Raw genomic sequence first — 20,129 nt, forward strand, 5'->3', positions numbered from 1 at the left:
GCACTAATACGCCAGGCGCCAGCGCCGGTAGGCAAAGCCCAGCACGAACAAGGGGCCGATCAGCAAAAACCGCAGATCGTCCAGGAAGGATGGTTTCTTGCCCTCGATCTGGTGACCGATGAACTGGCCGATCCAGGCCAGCACGAACAGCACCAGCGATAGCGGCAAGACGACGACAGCAGGCAAGATCGCCAGCACCACCAGCATCAGCGCCAGCATGGCCAGCATGCCCAGCGCCAGCGGACGCGACAGCTTCATATAGTACGCCAGCGCGGCCACGCTGCCCACCAGCGCCACGGCTGCATGCACGCTCCACAGCAAACCGAGCACGCTGAACACGATCAGCGGCACGCACACGATGTGCACCCATTCGTTGGCGTGATTGCGGTGGCTGTCGCCGTACCGCGCCAGCAGGGTGTCGATGGTGCGCATGGCAGTCTCTGTGGTTGATTGTCAGGAAATTCTACACCGGTTTGCCGGCGCACTGAGCGCGTAGAATGGTGGCTTCCTTATTCCATGCAGGAATGCAGTTGACATTATCTCTCGCTAATCTTGACACCCGCAAGCGCTGCTTCGATCCCGTCGTCAACGCCGAGACGCGGCGGCTGATCCTGGGCAGCCTGCCCGGCGAAAAATCGCTGGCGCGCAGCCAGTACTATGCCCATCCGCAAAACAAGTTCTGGCTGCTGCTGGGGGAAGTGCTGGGCGTCGAGCTGAAAAGCCTGCCGTATGAAGAGCGCCTGTCCACCTTGCTGGCGCATGGGGTAGGGCTGTGGGACGTGGTGGCGCAAGCCCATCGTTCTGGCAGCCTGGACAGCAATATCCGCGAGCGCGACGACAATGACCTGGTGGCATTGGTTGCCAGTTTGCCGCAGCTGGACACCATCGCCTTCAATGGCGGCACGGCCGCCAAACTGGGCTTGAAGGTGCTGGGCGAGCACGCCAGCCGCTACCGCATCGTCAGCCTGCCGTCGAGCAGCCCGGCGTACACCCTGGCATATGCGGAAAAATTGCACGCGTGGCAGACGTTGCGCGGCTTGCCGCATGCCACGGCAGGCGAGCAAGGGTAGAATAAGTACTTACTGACGAAGGAGTCATCCATGGACACACCATTGGAAAAACTGGCGTCCGCCGCCCTCAAGTTGACTGCCAGCGAGCGTGCCGCGTTTGCGCAGTTACTGTTGGAAAGCCTGGATGCCGACGAGAGTCTGGACGTCGCCTGGCTGGAAGAAGTCGAACGGCGCGAGGCGCAGGCCGATAGCGGAGAGCGTCCTTTGTTGCCTCTTGCCGATGCGCTGATGCAGGCGCGTGCAGCCCTGAAATGAAACTGCTGATCACGCCTGCAGCGGCAGAAGAGTTGCAGGACATCGCGGCCTGGTATGCGGAGCGGGCAAATAGTGCACTGGGCAGCGCTTTTATTGACGAATTTGAACGTACGACCACCTTGTTGCTGGCCAATCCCGCCAGCGGCGCCACATTTTCTCGCCGTTTCCAGCAGTTTTCGCTGCGCCGATTTCCCTACCGCATCATCTATCGTCTGGTGAAGGTGAACGACGAGCTGGGTATTCTCGCGATTCCCCACCACCGCCGCTACCCCGCCGCCTGGCGCAAGCACCCATCGCGCTGACCGCGCCGTTACCCGGCACACTCTCCCGCTGATCGTTGCACCGCATCGTCTTTCTCACGCCTGTTGTTTCCACCGCCACTTTTTTTGCCCCTGCTTCACTTTTGCGCTTGCTTCCACTGATATATTACATTTAATATTCTGATATATCAGAGTGCGCCAGTTTGGTGCCACGACACAACATGCAAGCAAGGAGATGGTTACGATGACCGAGTTCATGAATCAGGATTTTCTACTCACCACCGAGACGGCCCGCAAGCTGTATCACGAGGTGGCGGCCGACCTGCCGATCATCGATTACCACTCGCACCTGCAACAAGGCGAAATCGCCGCACGCAAGACCTTCCGCAATATCGCCGAGCTGTGGCTGGCGGGCGACCACTACAAATGGCGCTTGATGCGCACGGCGGGCGTGGCCGAGGAATTCATCACCGGCGAGCGTTCTGACCAGGAAAAATTCCGCGCCTTCTGCAAGGTGCTGCCGCTGGCGATCGGTAACCCGATCCATCACTGGAGCCACCTGGAACTGCGCCGCATCTTCAATATCGACCTGTTGATCAACGAAGCGAATGCCGATGCGATCTGGGAACAGGCCAACGCCAGGCTGGCCACGATGGACACCTGGTCGCTGCTGGAACAGGCCGGCGTGGAAATCGCCTGCACCACCGACGACCCGGCCGACGACCTGCTGCAGCACGCGCAAATCGCCAGCTCGGCATTGAAAACGCGCGTGCTGCCGGCCTACCGTCCCGACAAGGCCATGCGCATCAACCAGCCGCGCTTTATCGACTACCTCCAGCGCCTGGGCCAGGTGTCGTCCGTCTCCGTGACCTCGTTTGCCTCGCTGATCGCCGCGCTGGCCGTGCGCGTGGAATTCTTCCACTCGCGTGGCGCGCGCATTTCGGACCACGCCGTCGACGTCACCTTGCCGGTGGCCGGCGCCACCCCGGCGCAGCTCGAAGCGCTGTTCGCCAAGCGCCTGCAAGGCACCCTGTTGACCGACGAAGAAAATGGCCTGTATCTGCGCGGGCTGCTCGAAGCCATTGGCCGCGTGTATGCCAACTATGGCTGGACCATGTGCCTGCATATCGGCGCCCAGCGCAACAACAACGACCGCATGCGCGCCAAACTGGGCCCGGACACCGGCTACGACTCGATCTCGGACATGGGCACCAGCGCCGGCCTGGCCTCCTTGCTCAATGCGCTGGACCAGGACGACCGCCTGCCGAAGACCATGCTGTTCTGCCTGAACCCGAACATGAACGAAGTGCTGTCGACCATGGTCGGCAACTTCCAGGACGGCACCGTCGCCGGCAAGCTGCAATTCGGCCCGGCCTGGTGGTTCAACGACCATAAAGAGGGCAACCTGCAGCAGTTGGTCGGCTTCGGCAACCACAGCGTGCTGGGCGTGTTCGTCGGCATGGTGACCGATTCGCGCAGCTTCGCGTCCTACCCGCGCCACGACTACTTCCGCCGCCTGGTCTGCCGCCAGATCGGCGAATGGGTGCACGGTGGCGAATACCCGAACGACTTCGAGGCGCTGGCCACCATCGTGCGCGGTATCTGCTACGACAACGCACGCAAATACTTCCAGTTGTAATCCCTCAGCCGCCGCCAGGAATAGTCATGCAAAAAGTACTGTGTATTCACCCCGACGACGACATGCTGGTCGCCCTGTCCGACCTGGCCGCCGGCGAAGTCGTCAACTGGGAGGGTGAGTCCATCCTGATCAGCAGCGCCGTCAAGACCAAGCACAAGCTGGCCCGCCGCGCGTTTGCGGCCGGCGAGATCCTGCGCCTGTACGGCGTGCCGGTTGGCAAAGCCACGGTGGCTATCCGCCGCGGCGAAGCCGTCACCACCGACAACCTGCATCACTACGCGGCCGAAGTGGAACTGGAACCGCAAGCGCCGTACACCTGGACACCGCCCGACGTGGCCCGCCTGGACGGCGCCACCTTCCCCGGCGTGGTGCGCGCCGACGGCCGCGTCGGCACGGCCAATTACTGGCTGGTGTTTCCGCTGGTGTTCTGCGAAAACCGCAATGTCGAGCACCTGCGCAATGCGCTCGAAGCGCCGCTCGGCTACACGCGCAACGACCTCGCGTCATTCACCCTGTCGCTCTTGGGCGAAGACATGGAAGCGCCGAAACCGGTGGTGCGCCCGTTCCCGAACCTCGATGGCGTGCGCATCATCACGCACAACGGCGGCTGCGGCGGCACGCGCGCCGATGCGCGTTCGCTGTGCAGGATATTGTCGGCCTATGCCGACCATCCGAACGTGGCCGGCATCACCGTCTTCAGCCTCGGTTGCCAGAACGCGCAGATTGCCATGTTCAAGGACGCGCTGGCCAAGCAGAATCCCGACTTCGACAAGCCCTGCCTGATCTACGAACAGCAGCAGTGGGACAGCGAAGACACGATGATGAAGGCCGTGCTGACCGACACCCTGGCGCAGCTGAAGGAAGCGAACAAGGTCAGGCGCCAGCCGGTGCCGCTGTCGCACCTGAAAATCGGCGTCAAGTGCGGCGGCTCGGACGGCTTTTCGGGCATCTCCGCCAACCCGGCCATGGGCCTGGTGTCGGACATGGTGGTGGCCGTTGGCGGCTCGTCCATCCTGGCCGAATTTCCCGAACTGTGCGGCGTCGAAGCGAACCTGATCGAGCGCTGCGAAAACGACGACGACAAGCGCCGTTTCCTGGGCCTGATGCGCGACTTCGAAGCGCGCGCCGAAGCGGTCGGCACGCATTTCGCCGACAACCCCAGCCCCGGCAATATCCGCGATGGCCTCATTACCGACGCCATGAAATCGGCCGGCGCGGCCAAGAAGGGCGGCACCTCGCCCATCGTCTCGGTGCTCGACTACGGCGAGCAAAGCCCGAAAGCCGGTTTGTCGCTGCTGTGCACCCCGGGCGGCGATGTCGAATCGGTGACCGGCATCGTCGCCTCCGGCGCCAACGTGGTGCTGTTTTCCACCGGCCTGGGCACGCCGACCGGCAACCCCATCGTGCCGGTATTGAAAATCTCCAGCAACACCCGCGTCGCCAAAAAACTGTCGGACCTGATCGACTACGACTGCGGCCCGGTGATCGACGGCACGCCCTTGCCTGAGGTGGCCAACGGCCTGTTCGACATGGTGGTGGCGACCGCCGGCGGCCAGTACACGGCCAAGGCCGACCGCCTGCAGCAGTACGACTTCATCTTCTGGAAACGCGACATTTCACTGTGAGCCACACGTCCATGCCTACCCTGCGCCGCAGCGCGCCCTACGCGCTGCCGATCAAATTCCTCCAGTTCGGCCAAGGCAACTTCATGCGCGGCTTTTTTGACTGGCAGGTCGACCTGCTCAACGAGCGCACTGGCCTGAACGCCGGCGTGGTCGTGGTGCGTCCGCGCGGCGGCGGCGGCTCGCCCCTGCTCGACGTGCAGGACGGCTTGTTTACCACCGTCGTGCGCGGCCTCGACGACAGCGGCGCGCCCGTCAGCGCGTACCGCACCATCGCCTGCGTGCAGCGCGAGATCAACCCGGCCACCATGTACGGCGACTACCTGGCGCTGGCGCAACTGCCCGAGCTGCGCTTTGTCGTCTCCAACACCACCGAGGCCGGCATCGCCACCAACGACAGCGATGCGTTCGGCGACGCGCCGCCGTCAAGCTTTCCCGCCAAGCTGGCGCGCCTGCTGTTCGACCGCTACACGTATTTCAAGGGCAGCGCGGACAAAGGCGTGGTGCTGCTGCCGTGCGAACTGATCGACAACAATGGCCCGGCCCTGAAGGCGGCCGTGCTGCATTTCGCGCGCCTGTGGCAGCTCGACGCCGGCTTTGCCGCGTGGATCGATTCGGCCTGCGTATTTTGCTCGACCCTGGTCGACCGCATCGTCACCGGTTTTCCCGACGGCGAAGCCGAAGCGATTGCGGCGGACCTCGGTTACACCGACCAGTTCCTGGTGGCGGCCGAGTATTACTACCTGTTCGTCATCGAAGGCCCGGCCTGGCTGGCCGAGGAACTGCATCTGGCTGGCGCTGGCTTGAATATCCGGCTGGTCGACGACATCGCGCCGTATAAAAAGCGCAAGGTCGGCATTCTGAACGGCGGCCATACGGCGCTGGTGCCGGTGGCCCTGCTGGCCGGCCTGGAAACCGTGGGCCAGGCCGTCAACGACGAACAGGTCGGCGCCTTTCTGGCGGACACGCTGGCGCAGGAAATCATTCCGGCCCTGCCGCTGCCGCAGGACGAACTGCAGCAATTTGCGCGCGACGTGCTGCTGCGCTTTCGCAACCCGTATATCCAGCACCGCCTGGCCTCGATTGCCCTCAACAGCTGGAGCAAATTTGCCGCCCGCATCGCGCCGCAACTGCTGCGCCACGTGGAAGTGCAGGGCCAGCTGCCGCAACGGCTGGTGCTGGCCCTGGCCGCCACCATGCGCCTGTATCGCGGCGACGTGATCGCGCTGGCTGACGATGCGGCCACGCTGGCCTGGTTCAAGGCCGCCTGGGCGGACGTCGATGCGGGCGCCTTGAGTCTGGCGCAACTGGCGCAGGGCTGGCTGGCCAACGAAAAAGTGTGGGGCCGCGACATGCATGCGGTGCCGGGCCTGGCGCAGGCGGTGGCCGGCGCGCTGGCGCGCATCGACGCGCAGGGCATGCGCGGCGCCCTGCAGGCGCTGTAAAAAAAGTTTCAGCAGTACCGCAGTAAAAGTAAAACCGAGGCCGAAGGCACTTCCACAAGGAAGGCTGAACGGCCCGCAAAGTGGCGGCGCAGCTGCGCCGCCGTGGATGGCTAGAGGGAGACAAAATGACTAAAGTACGCGGCATGCGCTGGTGGATGGTCGGGCTGGTGACGGCTGGACTGATCGTGAATTATTTGGCGCGCAATACCTTGTCGGTGGCGGCGCCAACGATGATGAGCGAGCTCAATATCACCACCCAGCAGTATTCCTATATCGTGGTGGCGTGGCAGGTCTGCTACGCGCTGATGCAGCCGATCGCCGGCTATGTGATCGACGCGGTGGGCACCAAGATCGGTTTTGCGATGTTCGCGCTGGCCTGGTCGGTGGCCTGCGCCTGCGCCGCCATGGCGACCGGCTGGCAAAGCATGGCGCTGTTTCGCGGCATGCTGGGCCTGACCGAAGCGGCCGGCATCCCCGCCGGCGTGAAAGCGACCACCGAGTGGTTCCCGGCCAAGGAGCGTTCGATCGCCATCGGCTGGTTCAATATCGGTTCCTCGATCGGCGCCCTGTGCGCGCCGCCGCTGGTGGTCTGGACCATTCTGCACGGCAGCTGGCAGATGTCGTTTGTCATCGTCGGCGCCATCGGCATCGTCTGGACCGGCTTGTGGCTGGCATTCTACAAGCACCCGCGCGACCAGAAGATGCTCTCCGACAAGGAGCGCGATTTTATCCTCGAAGGCCAGGAGCAGAGCGACGCCAATGGTGCCGGCGTGGCGCCGAAAGCGCGCTGGCACCAGATCGTGCGCAGCCGTAATTTCTGGGCCATCGCGATTCCGCGCTTCCTGTCCGAACCGGCCTGGCAGACCTTCAATGCCTGGATTCCCCTGTACATGGCCACCGAGCGCCACATGAACATCAAGGAAATCGCCATGTTCGCCTGGCTGCCGTTCCTGGCCGCCGATATCGGCTGCGTGCTGGGGGGGTATTTGAGCCCATGGTTCCACAAATACTGGAAAGTGTCGCTGTTTACCTCGCGCAAGCTGGTGGTGGTGGTCGGCGCCGTGTGCATGATCGGCCCGGCCTGCATCGGCCTCGTTGCCAGCCCGTATGCGGCGATTGCCTTGCTGTGCGTGGGCGGCTTTGCCCACCAGACCCTGTCCGGTGCGCTCTATTCGATCACCTCGGACGTCTTCGGCAAGAACGAAGTGGCCACCGCCACGGGCCTGGCCGGCATGTCCGGCTACCTGGGCGCCACCATTTTCACCCTGCTGTTCGGCGTGCTGGTCACCCTGGTCGGCTACAGCCCGCTGTTCATGCTGCTGGCCGTGTTCGACCTGGTGGCCGCCGCCGTGGTGTGCATGTTGATACGCGAAAAAATCGCGCCATCGGTCCCGCTGGGCAAACCGGCCTTCGGCTGACGCCAGCCTTTCACTCCCTTCGACCTGTTCATATCCGCGCCGGGCGGAGGGATCACCATTTTCAACGAAGTTAATAAAGCGCCACCCCAAGGCGCGACCAGAGGAGAAAGACATGCAACAACTGAACACCAAATTGACCCGCCGCGTGCTGGCCACCGCACTGCTGGCGGCCCTGTCGGGCGGCGTCATGGCGCAAAGCTTCATGGAAGAGCGCAAGGTCGAAACGCGCATCTATGGCTTTTTGAACGGCGAGATCGAATCGGTGAAAGCCGAAGGCGGCGCCACCCCGTACGGCAGCCGTGGCCGCGTCTCGGACGGCAATTCGCGCATCGGCTTTGCCGGCTCGATCGGCATCAAGGGCGACGTGCGCGGCCTGTGGCAGATCGAAGGCAGCCTGAACAACTTTGACGAAGGCGGCATCAACGGCCAGGGCAAGTCCTCGACCATCGAATCGCGCAATACCTTTGTCGGCATCGAGAGCAAACGCTTTGGCCGCTTCATCATCGGCAACAACGATTCCGTCTACCGCAGCCTGGTCGGCTCGGGCGGCGCCCTGGGCGGCAATCTGGGCCTGACGGTGCAGGGCCTGGACGTGTGGAACAATACTTCGGCCCAGTTGAGCGGCAATGCCGACAGCCTGTTCGGCCGCGGCGAAGCGCGCTACAAGAACTCGGCCCACTACCTGTCGCCGCAATGGAACGGCTTCCAGGCTGGCGCCTCCTACGGTTTCGATGAGGTGCGCGACACCGGCGACGACCGCGCGCGCTACGCGCTGGCCGCCAAGTACAGCATCGGCGCCTTCTCGATCGGCGCCGGCTACGACCGCCAGCAAAACACCGGCGTGGACGTGGAAAACCTGTCCAAGGGTTTTGGTTTTCGCAACACCTCGGTGAGCGGCGTGAACACCTCGTTCTACAAGGTGCTGGCGACCTACAAGTTCCCGACCAAGACCAGCGTTGGCCTGGGCTTCGAGTCGGGCAGCTACGGCTATGCGCGGCAGTCGCTGCCAACCCCCGGCAATATCTACACGGCCCTGCAAACGGGCAGCATGAAGCAGCGCTCGGTGATGGCGTCGCTGACGCAGGAAGTGGGCTTTGACACCACCGTGATGCTGGCCGCCGGCAAGCTGGGCAAGCTCGACAACACCACCTTCGGCCGCGCCGACGACTTCGGCGCCACGCAAGTGTCGCTGGGCGCGACCTACCGGATCGACGAACAGTTCATGCCCTATGTGTACTTCACGCGCATCAACAACAAGTCGCAGCAGAACGTCAACCTGGGCCAGTCGCCGCTGCACAGCAACAAGGCCGGCACCGACGACGCCTTCCTGGCGCCCGGCAATTCGCCACGCGCCTTCGGCATCGGCATGATCGCCCGTTTCTAAATTTGTTCCAAAAAGAGCCGGCGCGAGCCGGCACACAGCGCGCCCCAGAGCGCGCTTCCATCAGGAGATGCACACAATGAAATCAGGTATCAAACAACGCAATACAGGCTGGACGCAGGCATGCGTCGCCCTGCCGCTGGCCGTCATGCTGGCCGCTTGCGGCGGCGGTGGCGACACCAAGGGCGCAACGGCCACCAGCTACACCCCGGGCAGCGTGTTCCAGGTCGGCACTACCGCCTTCGATCCGGATCTGCCGGCCGAGCCGACGCTGCCGAAAGACACGCAAGTCTGCGCCACCCTGGAAGCGAAGCCCAACCTGGTGCGCCGTCCGGACGGTTCGCTGCCGCCGGAAGCCGACCCGTCGAAAGCCGGCGTCGGCGTGGCCGTGACCACCGCCACCGCCAATCCTGACCAGGCCCGCATCCAGGCCGCGCTCGACGCCTGCGGCGCCGCGGTCGACGCCGAAGTGGGCGCGAAAATCGCCGCCGCCGATGCCGCCGCCACCGCCGCGCAAAAAACCGCCAACGTCAAGAACGTCAATATCGCCGGCGTCTCCGGCGAAGAGCTGGCCAAGCCCGAATACCGCGCCAGCAAATACGCGGTGCGCCTGGTGGTCAACAAATCCGGCGTGGGCGACGGCTTTATCAGCGGCCCCTTGACCCTGCCGTCCGGCGTCACGCTGTGGATCGACAAGGGCGTGACCCTGTACGCGTCGCGCGACGTGACCACCTATTCGCCGAACCCGGCCGGCCCGTACTGCGGCAATACCGCGGTCAGCTCGACCAAGGCCGGCAGCTCCGGCAATTGCAGCGCGCTCATCAACGGCTCCAACCTGGTCAACTCGGCCGTGATGGGCGATGGTTCGATCGACAGCCGCGCCTATGCTGAAATCGTCACCACCAACAAGCTGTACCCGCTGATGAAGGTCGACATGACCTGCTCGAACACCTATACCGCCTATGCCGCCGGCAAGCAGGCGGCCGACGGCGTGTCGTGCGATAACGGCGGCACCACGGTCGACTCGAAATCGTCGGCGCGCAACATGAGCTGGTGGGACCTGGCCTTCCTCGGCAATATGGTGCAGAACGGCGTGACGGGCACGGGCTCGCAGTCGAACTTCCGCATGATGGTGTTCAACTATGCGAAAAACCTGACCCTGTACCGCATCTCGCTCAACAACAGCGCCAACTTCCACGTCGTGCCGAGCGGCGTCGATGGCCTGACGGTATGGGGCGTGAAAGTGCAGACCCCGACCCTGGCGGCGTTCGCCAATCCGGCCGGCAATGGCAACCCGCTGTACAACGGCGAAACCTACAACGCCGACAACGTCAAGAACACCGACGCGTTCGATCCGGGCGCGGCTGGCAAGGCGATTTCGGGCAAGCTGGCCACCGGCAGCAACACCACCTCGACCGGCGCCATGTCGTTCGACGGCTACCTGAAGAACTTCGTGTTTGCGTATAATTTCGTCAGCACCGGCGACGATGACGTGGCCCTGAAAGGCAGCGCCAATCCGTCGCCGCCAGGTTCCGGCCTGTTCGCCATCGACGGCAAGCGCGATGTGCGGTCGGACCGCAAGCACGGCATGATCATCGCCCACAACCATATCTACTGGGGCCATGGCATTTCGGTCGGCAGCGAGACGAATGCGGGCGTGACCAATGTCGAAGTGTATGACAACTCGTTTACCCACTCCGAAGAAGGCCTGCGCATCAAGTCCGACTATGCGCGTGGCGGCGAAGTGAGCAATATCCACTACCGCAACATCTGCATCCGCGACGCCCTCAACGCGCTGCTGTTTACCACGTATTACAGCACCAAGGCGCTGCCGGCGGCCGGCCCGCAGATTCCGAACTTCCACGATATCACGCTGGACAATGTGCGCATCCTGGGTAACACTGCCATCAAGCTGCAAGGCTTCAAGGAAAACACGGGCGGCTTTGCCAACCCGCAATATCCGCTGGTGATGAACCTGAACAACGTGGTGACGGACTCGCCGAATGGCACCACCATGACGTCGTCGGATGCGAACCTGACGATCAAGGGCAGCAACCTGCCGATCTTCGCCAACGCCGCCGAGCGCGTGACGGTCAACGGCACGGCCACGCAAGCGGTCGACGTCGACAAGGTGGTCGATTGCAGCCGCGCCTTCGTCGACTTCCCGGCGATCGGCCAGTCCAACCTGTTCGGTTCGACCTGGGACAAGAAGTAAGCGTCAGTTACAAGCCTTGAGAGCACCCTGCCGCGCCGGCCATCTTCACCGATGCCGGCGCGGCGTCACGCTGGCATTCATGATCGATAGGAGTGAGATGGAGACGAACAATAGCGCCGGCACCGTGTTTGTAATCGGCGAATGCATGATCGAACTGCAGCGTGGGCAACGCGGCGCCACGGCGCAGGCGATGGATTACCGTTTCGGCGGCGATACCCTCAACGCCGCCGTGTACCTGGCGCGCCTGGTCGACGCCAGCCGCCACCGCATCGCCTATGTGACGGCGCTCGGTACCGACGGCCTGTCCGACGACATGGCCGCCAGCTGGCAGGCCGAGGGCATCGACACAGCCTGCGTGCAGCGCCTGGCCGACAAGCTGCCCGGCATGTATCTGATCGAGACCGATGCCGACGGCGAGCGGCGCTTCCATTACTGGCGCAGCGATTCGGCGGCGCGCCACTGGCTGCGCGGCCCGCAGGCGCCCGCCATCCTGGCGCAACTGGCGCAAGCGCCGTATGTCTATTTGTCCGGCATCAGCCTGGCGATTTTGTCGCCTGCCGACCGCGACCTGCTGCTGGCGACCCTGGCGCAGTGCCGTGCGAATGGCGGCCAGATCGTCTTCGACAATAACTACCGGCCCCGCCTTTGGGAGGGGGCGCAAGTGGCCGCCGGGGTTTATCATCGCGTATTGCAGCTGTCCTCGCTGGCCCTGCTGACGCTCGATGATGAAGAAGCGCTGCATGGCGCGGCGTCGGTCGAACAGGTGATCGCACGCACCAGCGCGCTGGGCGTGGCCGAAATCGTGCTCAAGCGCGGTGGACAGCCCTGCATCGTCTGGCGCGACGGCCAGCTGCGGGAAGTGGCGGCGCCGCCGGTGGCCAGGGTGGTCGACACCACGGCCGCCGGCGACTCGTTCGGCGCTGCCTATTTCGCGGCGCGTCTGGCGGGCCAGAACCCGGCCGACGCGGCCCTGGCAGGCCACCGCCTGGCCGGCTGCGTGATCGGCCAGCGCGGCGCGATTATCGCGCGCGCGCTGATGCCGCGTTGACAAGCTCGTAATGAGAGTGGACAGGGTATGATCGCTTGCCCTGTCGTTGATCCGTTTAACCTGGCCCAGCCTATGAATCTGTCGTCTTTTTCTCCTCCTGCCGCCGGTGCCGAAACCGGCATCAGCGCTGCGCGCCGCGTGTACGGCCTGCTGCGCCAGCGCATCGTCGAGATGAGCATGCTGCCCGGCACGCGCATCGTCGAAAAGGAGCTGGCCGAAGAACTGGGCACCAGCCGCACGCCCGTGCATGAAGCGGTGCAGCGGCTGGCCGAGGAAGGCCTGATCGAGGTGCTGCCCAGGGTCGGCACCTTTGTCGCGCGCATTCCGCTCGACTCGCTCGAAGAAGCCATGCTGGTGCGCTGTGCGCTGGAAACGGCGATCATTGAAAAAGCCACCGAACGGGCCACGCCGGAAGGCATCGCCCGCCTGCGCGCCATCCTCGCCACGCAGGCCGAATGCATCGCCAACAACGATATCCGCGGCTTTCACCGCACCGACGAAGGCTTTCATGCGGCGCTCGCCGAACTGTCCGGCTATCCCGGCGTGTGGCCGATGATCCTGCAGGCCAAAACGCAGATGGACCGCTATCGCCAGTTGACTTTGCCACTGGAAGGGCGCATGAGCGACGTGATGCACGAGCACAGCGAGGTGATCGAAGCGGTGGCCTCGGGCGACCCGAAGATTGCTGTCGCCGCCATGCGCAGCCATCTCGACCATGTGCTGCCGGTGCTGGAAATAACCCGCAAACTGCGGCCTGAATACTTCATGCCGCACCTCGCCACCAAACCTTTGCGCTAGCTCCCTTTTCTGCCAGCCAGTCCCGATGGGCCGCCACACGCGCGCGGCCAGGGGCCGTCACGTCCATGGCAGATGCGCTGCGCCTTTTGAAAGAACATCATGAAAGTGTCACACCGCCTGATCCTGCTGGTCGGCGCCGCCTTGCTGGCCATGGCCCTGCTGGGCGCCTACAGCCTGCGCACCCTGCACCAGACCATGCTGCATGAGCGCGAAGCGCAGATCGTCAATATGCTCAAGATGGGCGAACACCTGGTCGCGCACTACCATGCCGAGGAACTGGCCGGCCATCTCGCGCGCGATGAGGCGCAGTCCGCCGCCAAGGCCGCGCTGACCCAGCTGAACAACGAAGGCAAGAGCTACTACTGGGCGCGCCTGCCCAACGGCCTGAACCTGGTGCACCCGAATCCGAAAAATATCGGCGTCATCGCCCAGGGCGAGACCATGGACGGCCGGCCCGATGCGCAGGCCTATGTCGAGGCGCTGGCCCACAGCGAAGTGGGGCTGGTGTCGGTCAAAAGCCGGCGCGACGGCCAGCTGGTGGCGAAACTGAACGGCATCATCGCCTTCAAACCCTGGGGCTGGTGGATCGGCACGGGCTTTTTCGGCGACGATATCGAGCGCGTCTTCTGGCAGGCGGCGCTGCAATTCCTGTGGTTTTTCCTGGCCGCCCTGGTCCTGATGTCGGCGCTGGGCTGGCAGGTGATATTGCGCGTGCTCGGTGCGCTCGGCGGCGAGCCGGCCTATGCGGGGGAAGTCACGCGCCGCATCGCCGGGCGCGATCTGTCCGTGCCCGTCACCTTGCGGCGAGGCGACGGCGACAGCTTGCTGCACAGCATCGCCCGCATGCAGCAGGACCTGGCCGCCACCGTGCGCCAGGTGCAAGGCAATGCGGCGGCGATCGCCGCCGCCTCGCAGGAAATCGCCCAGGGCAACCTCGATCTGTCGGCGCGCACCGAAGCGCAGGCCAGCGCCCTGGAGCAGACGGCCGCCTCGATGGAGGAACTGACCGGCACCGTCAGCCAGAACGCCGGCAACGCGCGCCAGGCCAGCAGTCTGGCTTCGGAGGCCACGCAACTGGCCGAGCGGGGCGGCGCGGTGGTGGCGCGCATGGTCGACACCATGGGCGCCATCGGCCAGTCGTCCAGCCGGATCGCCGACATCACGGGCCTGATCGACGCGATCGCCTTCCAGACCAATATCCTGGCCCTGAACGCGGCGGTGGAAGCGGCACGCGCCGGCGAGCAGGGACGCGGCTTTGCCGTGGTGGCCGGCGAAGTGCGCAACCTGGCCCAGCGCTCGGCTGCCGCAGCAAAAGAAATCAAGGACCTGATCGGCCTGTCCGGCGCGCAGGTGGCGCAGGGTGGCGCGCTGGCCGGCGAAGCGGGCGAAGCCATGCGCCATGTGGTGGACGGCATCGCGAAAGTGAGCGCCTGCATGCGCGACATCAGCAGCGCCACGCATGAGCAAAGCACGGGCATCGCGCAAGTCAACCAGGCCATCATCGGCATGGACGATGTGACGCAGCAGAACGCGGCCCTGGTCGAACAGGCGGCGGCGGCCGCGCAGGCCATGCAGGATCAGGCGCGGCAGTTGGCGGAACTGGTGAGCTTGTTCAGGCTGGAGAGGCACGGTGGGCACGCTTGATACAGTGCGTGCTTGTACCGATCACGACAAAATCGTAGACTCAGCCCTGCCGAGCGTCAGCAATGACGCTCGCTTTCCATCAGGATTTTTCAGGAGCCCCATGAGTCTTTATCATCTCGAATTGTTTGCTGATTATTTTCAGTTCCGTATCCAGGACGAGCGAGCCACGGACAAGCTCCCGGACGCCTGGACCAACGAGGCTGTCGAACGTCTTCTGGCCGTCGCACCCGGCGCCGTCGGTGTCGGCACGGTGCGCAACACGGATGTGCCGGTCACCATCGAGATCCTGGAAAGGGAGCCGGAATGTGATGCCGGAGATTTTGACCATATCGTCGAGTGCTCGATCGCGCTGGACAGCGGCGTGCTGGTCGCCGCCGGGACCACCGACTACCTGCCTGACGCGAAATGCATCGACGTCACGCCTGGCAGCTATCGGGTGCGCGTGTGTTTCGCGCAGCTCGACACGGTGTCGGACGATCAACTCGACGGCAGCGACCAGTATCATTTAAAGCTGTGGCCCGCTGCGCCCGGGCCGGTGACCATCGTCAAGCAGCGCAGTTAGAAGAAGTGCCGGGGTCAGACCCGGCGGGTCTGACCCCGGGGCTTGCTTCAGGGGTATGAAAAGATGCTGGCGGCACGACCGCGTATGGTTAGCCTAATTCTGGCGAGTAAGCGTGCACTTCCACCGGCTGGCCGTGGGCATCGAACTTCAGCGCCACCGACAAGTTGGTCACGCCGATCGTCGCCAGCGCATCGCACACATCGTTGACTTCGTCCTGCAGGTCGGCCGCCAGGTCCAGCGGCTTGTCGGCGCCGTGCAGCACGTCGCCGCTGGCGGCGTAGACATTTACGCGCAACAGCAGTTCGCCATGCTCGTCGGCCGGGCCGACCACCACCGACACGTCGCCAGCGTCGAGCTTGTTTTCCGCCAGCGCATGGTTGATGCCCGACATCATTTGCAGCATCGCGTATTCGGCCATGCCTTGTTCCTTGCCGCCGTGGAACAGGTCCTGGTACAGGAAACTCACTTCCAGTGGCTTGCCGGCCGGCGCCAGGCAGCGCTTGACCAGTTCGCCGACCTTGGCCGTCCATTGCTGGTAGCGTTCCATGCGCGCGTCGAACCAGGCGTCGAGCGCCGCTTCGTCTTTCGGTTCGGCATAGAAGGGGTCGTCGGCGCGCTTGAGGGCAAAGCCCAGCAGGAAGCGCAGCTCGACGGCGGTGTCGTCGGCGCCGAATGCGGTGGCGCTCCAGCCGGCGATGCTGCGTTCGAGGCCGGCGGCGATCACGATCTTCTTGTCCGTCATCGAGGTGTAGGCGTCGCGCACCATTTCGTGCAGGTGGCTGTAGGTGATGTTGTCGATTTCGTCGAGGTCGTAGGCGTGGCTCATCAGCACGACCTTGGCCCTGGCGCTTTCCAGCTCCGAGTCCTGGAAACTCTTTACCAGCGCTTCGAACGCTTCCTGGTCCTGGAAGCCGTCCGCTTCCTTCAGGCCGCCCGTGCTCTGCACCAGCAGCGGCACCACGAAGGCGTTGATTTCCATCGCCGGCGCATTGTCGCGGCGAATGACCACCACCGACGAGGCTTCCTCGATCTGGCTGCGCAGGTATTGATAGGCGCCCAGGTCTTCGTATTTGGCGCGTTCGATGGCGTCGTACAGCACTTCATCTTTCTTCTGGTTCAGGCTTTTGCGTATCAATCGGCCGAATTCGACGGCCTGCTCGGCCAGCACCGTGCCCTGCGATTCGCTGTCTTCCTGTTCCGCCAGGTTCAGCGCCATCGTGCTCAGCATGCGCGCGACGGCTTCATCCTTGTCTTCGGGCGAGTTGGACGATTTGCGGGGGGCAGGGCGCTTGTTCTTGGGCATGGTGAGTATATGAATTGAAGTGAAATGGAAAAGGGCGCAAGGTCAACAACCTGGCGCCCATTGCGATGATACAGGTCGCGGCAGCTTAGTGATCGGTGTCGAACATTTCATGCAGCTCGTCGAGCAGGTCGGCCGTTTCCTCGGCCGACAGGCCCAGGTGCTGGCAGGCCAGTTCGCCGCCCTTGTCCCATTCGAGTGAGCTGCTGTTGCCATGGTAGCGCTGTATGCCTTTTTCGGCCAGCAGCGACAGCGCGATCAGCGACCGGATGGCGTCGTCGGTGGAAGGATCGCCCAGCACGTTGTAGTCGTGGTGGTGCAAGATGGCCCAGGCCACGTCCGAGGACAAGCCCCAGTTACGCGCCAGCAAGCAGCCGATGGCCGCATGGTTGGTCTGGTGGCGCGCGTCTTCCACCGCCGTGAAATTGTTGTGCGCGTCGTTGGCGGCCGCCGCGTAGGTGTTGACGTAATCGGGAAAGCGGTTCATCAGCAGCGGCACGCCGATATCGCAGAACAGGCCGAAAGTGTGGGCGATATCGGGCGGGGCGATGCGCAGCTTGCGCGAGGTAAATACCACGGCGCGCGCGCGCTTGGCCGACACATCCCAGAAATTGTTCAGTTCCACGCCTTCGGCTTCCAGCGCCTGGCGTGCCAGCAAGCCCGTCATCAGGGCGCCGCACTGGTTGATGCCGAGGAAATTGATGCCTTGCTCGACCGATTTGGCCTTGCGCGCCGCGCCATAGAACGGCGAATTGGCCAGCTTTAACAAAGCGCCCGACATGCCGACATCGTCGCCGATAATGCGCGCGATCCTGCGAGGCGATGGATCGGGCTCGGCCAGTTCGCGCTGCAGGTCGACCAGCAGGCTGGGGCGCGGTGGAATCCGGATGGACTTCATCAATGCCTCGACCGGATCGCCTTGCAGGGCCTTGGCTGGCTCGGCCACTTTCAATGCTGCTCTCTTCATGTCGTCACTATCGCTGGTTGCTCTGTCGCCAACGATTATCGCTGTTTATCGCAAGCAATGGTTCAGAACTGTCCCTGTTTATGACAAAAAACGCGAATTCTTTCGTAAGCCCGATGGTGGCTGGTGCTTTTCTGGCGTCAACAGCGCGCATTTTGATGGCATTAGCTGCAAGTTTTATATGTTTTCAAGAAACGTGCGCGCCGTGCCGCGCGCTACAATCAGTGCATGAAAAACATGCTTGCAGAGATCGACTTCGCCCAGGACTCCAGCGTGGTGGCGCGCCAGCTGATCGGCGTGACGGTACTGGTTGACGGTGTCGGCGTGCGCATCGTGGAAACCGAGGCCTATGACCGGCTCGATCCGGCCTCGCACACGTTCGGCGGCAAGACGCCGCGCAATGCGTCCATGTTTGGCCCGCCCGCACACGCCTATGTCTACCGTTCCTATGGCATCCACTGGTGCCTCAATTTTGTGTGCCGTGAGGCCGACCATGGCGCCGGCGTGCTGATCCGCGCCATCGAACCGCTGTTCGGCCTGGACGTGATGCGCGCGCGGCGTGGTGCCGCCGATAAGCGACTGCTGTGTTCGGGGCCGGGCAAGGTCTGCCAGGCGCTCGGTGTCACGCATGCGCACAACGGCTTGCCGCTGGGCGCGCCGCCGTTCGTGCTGCTGCCCCGTGAAGACGAGGTGGCGGTGCTGGCCGGCCCCCGCATCGGCATCTCGAAGGCGATGGAGGTGCCGTGGCGGTTTGTCGAAGCCGGCTCGACGTTTTTGAGCAAGCCGATGCGGATGGTCTAGGCTGCTAGGCGCTGCGCCGGCGCGCTGGCGGGGTTTTGCCGCGCAGCGGACTGCGTGCGGCGCGCCGCTCGGCCGAAGTGGGCGAGATGGCCGGCTCCTGGAACGCTTGCACGGCGACCACCGCGCTTGACGCCGCCCGAGGCTGGTCCAAGGTAAATACGGCCACCGCCGCCGACAGAGTCACGGCCTGCTCCTGCAGGCTGGCCGCTGCCGCGGCCGCCTGTTCCACCAGCGCCGCATTTTGCTGGGTCACATCATCCATCTGCGCCACCGCCAGATTCACCTCGCTGATGCCGGTCGCCTGTTCGGCGCTGGCCTGCTCCACGCGCTGGATGATGTCGTTGACCTGCCGCACCGAGGCGACGATGGCGCCCATGCTGTCGCCGGCCTGCTGCACCGCCACGCTGCCGCCGTCGATGGTGGCCACCGAGGTGGCGATCAGAGTCTTGATTTCTTTCGCCGCCTGCGCCGAGCGGTGCGCCAGGGTGCGCACTTCGGCGGCCACCACGGCAAAACCACGGCCCTGTTCGCCCGCGCGCGCCGCTTCCACCGCCGCGTTCAGCGCCAGGATATTGGTCTGGAACGACAGGCCGTCGATGACGCCGATAATGTCGACGATCTGGCGCGAATTGCCGCGGATGGTGGCCATGGTGGCGACCGCCTGCTGCATCGCCGCGCCGCCCTGTACCGCCAGGTTCGAGGCTTGCGCCGCCAGTTCGCAGGCGCGGCGCGCATTGCCGGCATTGCCGTTGACCGCTTCGGTCAAGGTGGCCATGGCGCTCGAGGTTTCTTCCAGCGAGCTGGCCTGCATTTCGGTGCGCGACGACAAGTCCATATTGCCGGTGGCGATCTCGCGCGAGGCCGTATCGATCGACTGCACGGACGACAAAATGGTGCGCAAAGTCTGGTTCAACTTGGCGATGCACTGGTCCAGCACGCGCGAGGTGGCGGCGATCTCGTCGCTGCCCTGCTTCGGTTTGCCGGCGGTGAGCTTGCCCGCTGCCAGTTGCCGCACCGCCTCGGCGATACCGTGTATTTCCTGCAGCATGGCGCGCCGCACCAGCATCGTCACCACCACCGAGGCGCAAATCGACAGCAGCACGGTGGTCAGCAGGGTCCAGCCCAGGCTGTGGAATTGCTTGACAGCTGCCGCATGCGCCCCGGTGCCGAGCGTCGTTTCCAGCGCCGCCAGTTTCCCCAATTGGGCATTGAGCTGGCCGAACTGGCTTTCCGCCTTGATCATGGAATTGGCGGCGATCGACAGATCCATCTGCGCCATTTCCATGGTTTCCAGCACCGCCTTGCGGTAGGCGCCCAGGGCGCCGCTGGCGCCGTCGACCATCGCCAGCTCCGCGCCGCTGGAGGTGGCGCGCAGGGTTGCCAGTTGCCGCGCGATATCGCCGTGGCGCTGCTTGATCTGTCCTTCCAGCGCATCGAGGCGGGCCTTGGCAAAGCTGCCATTGGTCCACGACAGCAGCTGGTACATATTGCTGTGCGCATAGCGCACGTCACCGGCCACGTCCAAGGCCGCCTTCAGGTGCGCCATGCGCACCTGCACCATGTTTTCCATCGAGGCGTTCTGCCGCACCATGCCGTACCAGGCGCTGGCCGAACTCAAGACCAGCAACAGCAGCACCAGGGTGGGCGCCAGCAACAGCTTGGGGCCGATGCGTAATTTGTCGAGCATATGTCCTCCTGCCTGTGGAT

19 protein-coding genes are annotated in these 20,129 nt (G+C 64.1%); 15 read left to right on the forward strand and 4 right to left on the reverse strand.

Going from position 1 to position 20,129, the window contains the following annotated elements; genetic code table 11:
• Positions 1-3: 3 nt before the first annotated feature.
• Positions 4-432, reverse strand: a complete 429-nt coding sequence (locus ASR47_RS20275; protein ID WP_065309622.1) for an Mpo1 family 2-hydroxy fatty acid dioxygenase — start codon at positions 430-432, stop codon at positions 4-6.
• A gap of 98 nt (positions 433-530) precedes the next feature.
• Here ASR47_RS20275 and ASR47_RS20280 point away from each other — a divergent pair, with 98 nt between their 5' ends.
• From ASR47_RS20280 to ASR47_RS20340, 13 genes are all read left to right on the forward strand, one after another.
• Positions 531-1,070, forward strand: a complete 540-nt coding sequence (locus ASR47_RS20280) for a DNA-deoxyinosine glycosylase (RefSeq protein WP_245714427.1) — start codon at positions 531-533, stop codon at positions 1,068-1,070.
• 30 nt (positions 1,071-1,100) lie between these two features.
• Positions 1,101-1,325, forward strand: coding sequence for an addiction module protein (locus tag ASR47_RS20285; protein WP_065309624.1), 225 nt, complete (start codon positions 1,101-1,103; stop codon positions 1,323-1,325).
• Entirely contained in the window at positions 1,322-1,627 is a 306-nt protein-coding gene (locus ASR47_RS20290) for a type II toxin-antitoxin system RelE/ParE family toxin (RefSeq protein WP_065309625.1), read from the forward strand. Before ASR47_RS20285 ends, ASR47_RS20290 begins: the two co-directional genes overlap by 4 nt.
• Before the next feature lie 202 nt (positions 1,628-1,829).
• Entirely contained in the window at positions 1,830-3,224 is a 1,395-nt protein-coding gene (gene uxaC / locus ASR47_RS20295; RefSeq protein ID WP_065309626.1) for a glucuronate isomerase, read from the forward strand.
• Positions 3,225-3,250: 26 nt separating this feature from the next.
• Positions 3,251-4,849 (forward strand): UxaA family hydrolase, encoded by a 1,599-nt coding sequence (locus ASR47_RS20300; RefSeq protein WP_065309627.1) that lies wholly within the window; start codon positions 3,251-3,253, stop codon positions 4,847-4,849.
• Between the two features lie 11 nt (positions 4,850-4,860).
• Entirely contained in the window at positions 4,861-6,291 is a 1,431-nt protein-coding gene (locus tag ASR47_RS20305) for a tagaturonate reductase (RefSeq protein WP_065309628.1), read from the forward strand.
• A gap of 125 nt (positions 6,292-6,416) precedes the next feature.
• Complete coding sequence (locus ASR47_RS20310) at positions 6,417-7,709, forward strand: MFS transporter (RefSeq protein ID WP_065309629.1); 1,293 nt, start codon at positions 6,417-6,419, stop codon at positions 7,707-7,709.
• 112 nt (positions 7,710-7,821) lie between these two features.
• On the forward strand, positions 7,822-9,093 hold the full coding sequence (locus ASR47_RS20315) for a porin (RefSeq protein WP_065309630.1): 1,272 nt from the start codon (positions 7,822-7,824) through the stop codon (positions 9,091-9,093).
• 145 nt (positions 9,094-9,238) lie between these two features.
• Positions 9,239-11,305, forward strand: coding sequence for a glycoside hydrolase family 28 protein (locus ASR47_RS20320; RefSeq protein WP_245714443.1), 2,067 nt, complete (start codon positions 9,239-9,241; stop codon positions 11,303-11,305).
• Between the two features lie 97 nt (positions 11,306-11,402).
• Positions 11,403-12,353: a 2-dehydro-3-deoxygluconokinase gene (gene kdgK / locus ASR47_RS20325; RefSeq protein ID WP_065309631.1), complete on the forward strand. Its 951-nt coding sequence runs from the start codon at positions 11,403-11,405 to the stop codon at positions 12,351-12,353.
• Positions 12,354-12,425: 72 nt separating this feature from the next.
• Complete coding sequence (locus ASR47_RS20330) at positions 12,426-13,151, forward strand: GntR family transcriptional regulator (protein WP_245714428.1); 726 nt, start codon at positions 12,426-12,428, stop codon at positions 13,149-13,151.
• A gap of 99 nt (positions 13,152-13,250) precedes the next feature.
• A complete protein-coding gene (locus ASR47_RS20335) occupies positions 13,251-14,795 on the forward strand; it encodes a methyl-accepting chemotaxis protein (protein ID WP_065309632.1) in 1,545 nt (514 codons plus the stop codon).
• Positions 14,796-14,895: 100 nt separating this feature from the next.
• Complete coding sequence (locus ASR47_RS20340; protein ID WP_065309633.1) at positions 14,896-15,357, forward strand: hypothetical protein; 462 nt, start codon at positions 14,896-14,898, stop codon at positions 15,355-15,357.
• An 88-nt stretch (positions 15,358-15,445) separates the two neighbouring features.
• On the opposite strand, the gene ASR47_RS20345 is transcribed toward ASR47_RS20340, so the two are convergent.
• Positions 15,446-16,660, reverse strand: coding sequence for a hypothetical protein (locus ASR47_RS20345; RefSeq protein ID WP_065309634.1), 1,215 nt, complete (start codon positions 16,658-16,660; stop codon positions 15,446-15,448).
• An 85-nt stretch (positions 16,661-16,745) separates the two neighbouring features.
• Complete coding sequence (locus ASR47_RS20350) at positions 16,746-17,624, reverse strand: HDOD domain-containing protein (protein ID WP_065309635.1); 879 nt, start codon at positions 17,622-17,624, stop codon at positions 16,746-16,748.
• Between ASR47_RS20350 and ASR47_RS27165 the strand changes: the two genes are divergently transcribed.
• Together ASR47_RS27165 and ASR47_RS20355 are read left to right on the forward strand one after the other, a co-directional pair.
• Positions 17,623-17,853: a hypothetical protein gene (locus ASR47_RS27165; RefSeq protein WP_150127897.1), complete on the forward strand. Its 231-nt coding sequence runs from the start codon at positions 17,623-17,625 to the stop codon at positions 17,851-17,853. The two genes, ASR47_RS20350 and ASR47_RS27165, sit on opposite strands and share 2 nt — an antisense overlap.
• Before the next feature lie 5 nt (positions 17,854-17,858).
• A complete protein-coding gene (locus tag ASR47_RS20355; protein WP_425402751.1) occupies positions 17,859-18,422 on the forward strand; it encodes a DNA-3-methyladenine glycosylase in 564 nt (187 codons plus the stop codon).
• A gap of 4 nt (positions 18,423-18,426) precedes the next feature.
• Here the strand turns inward: ASR47_RS20355 and ASR47_RS20360 are convergent, their stop codons facing one another.
• Positions 18,427-20,109 (reverse strand): methyl-accepting chemotaxis protein, encoded by a 1,683-nt coding sequence (locus tag ASR47_RS20360; protein ID WP_065309637.1) that lies wholly within the window; start codon positions 20,107-20,109, stop codon positions 18,427-18,429.
• Between the last annotated feature and the right edge of the window lie 20 nt (positions 20,110-20,129).

The sequence above is a fragment of the Janthinobacterium psychrotolerans genome (assembly GCF_001677885.1).
GTDB lineage: Bacteria > Pseudomonadota > Gammaproteobacteria > Burkholderiales > Burkholderiaceae_D > Janthinobacterium > Janthinobacterium psychrotolerans.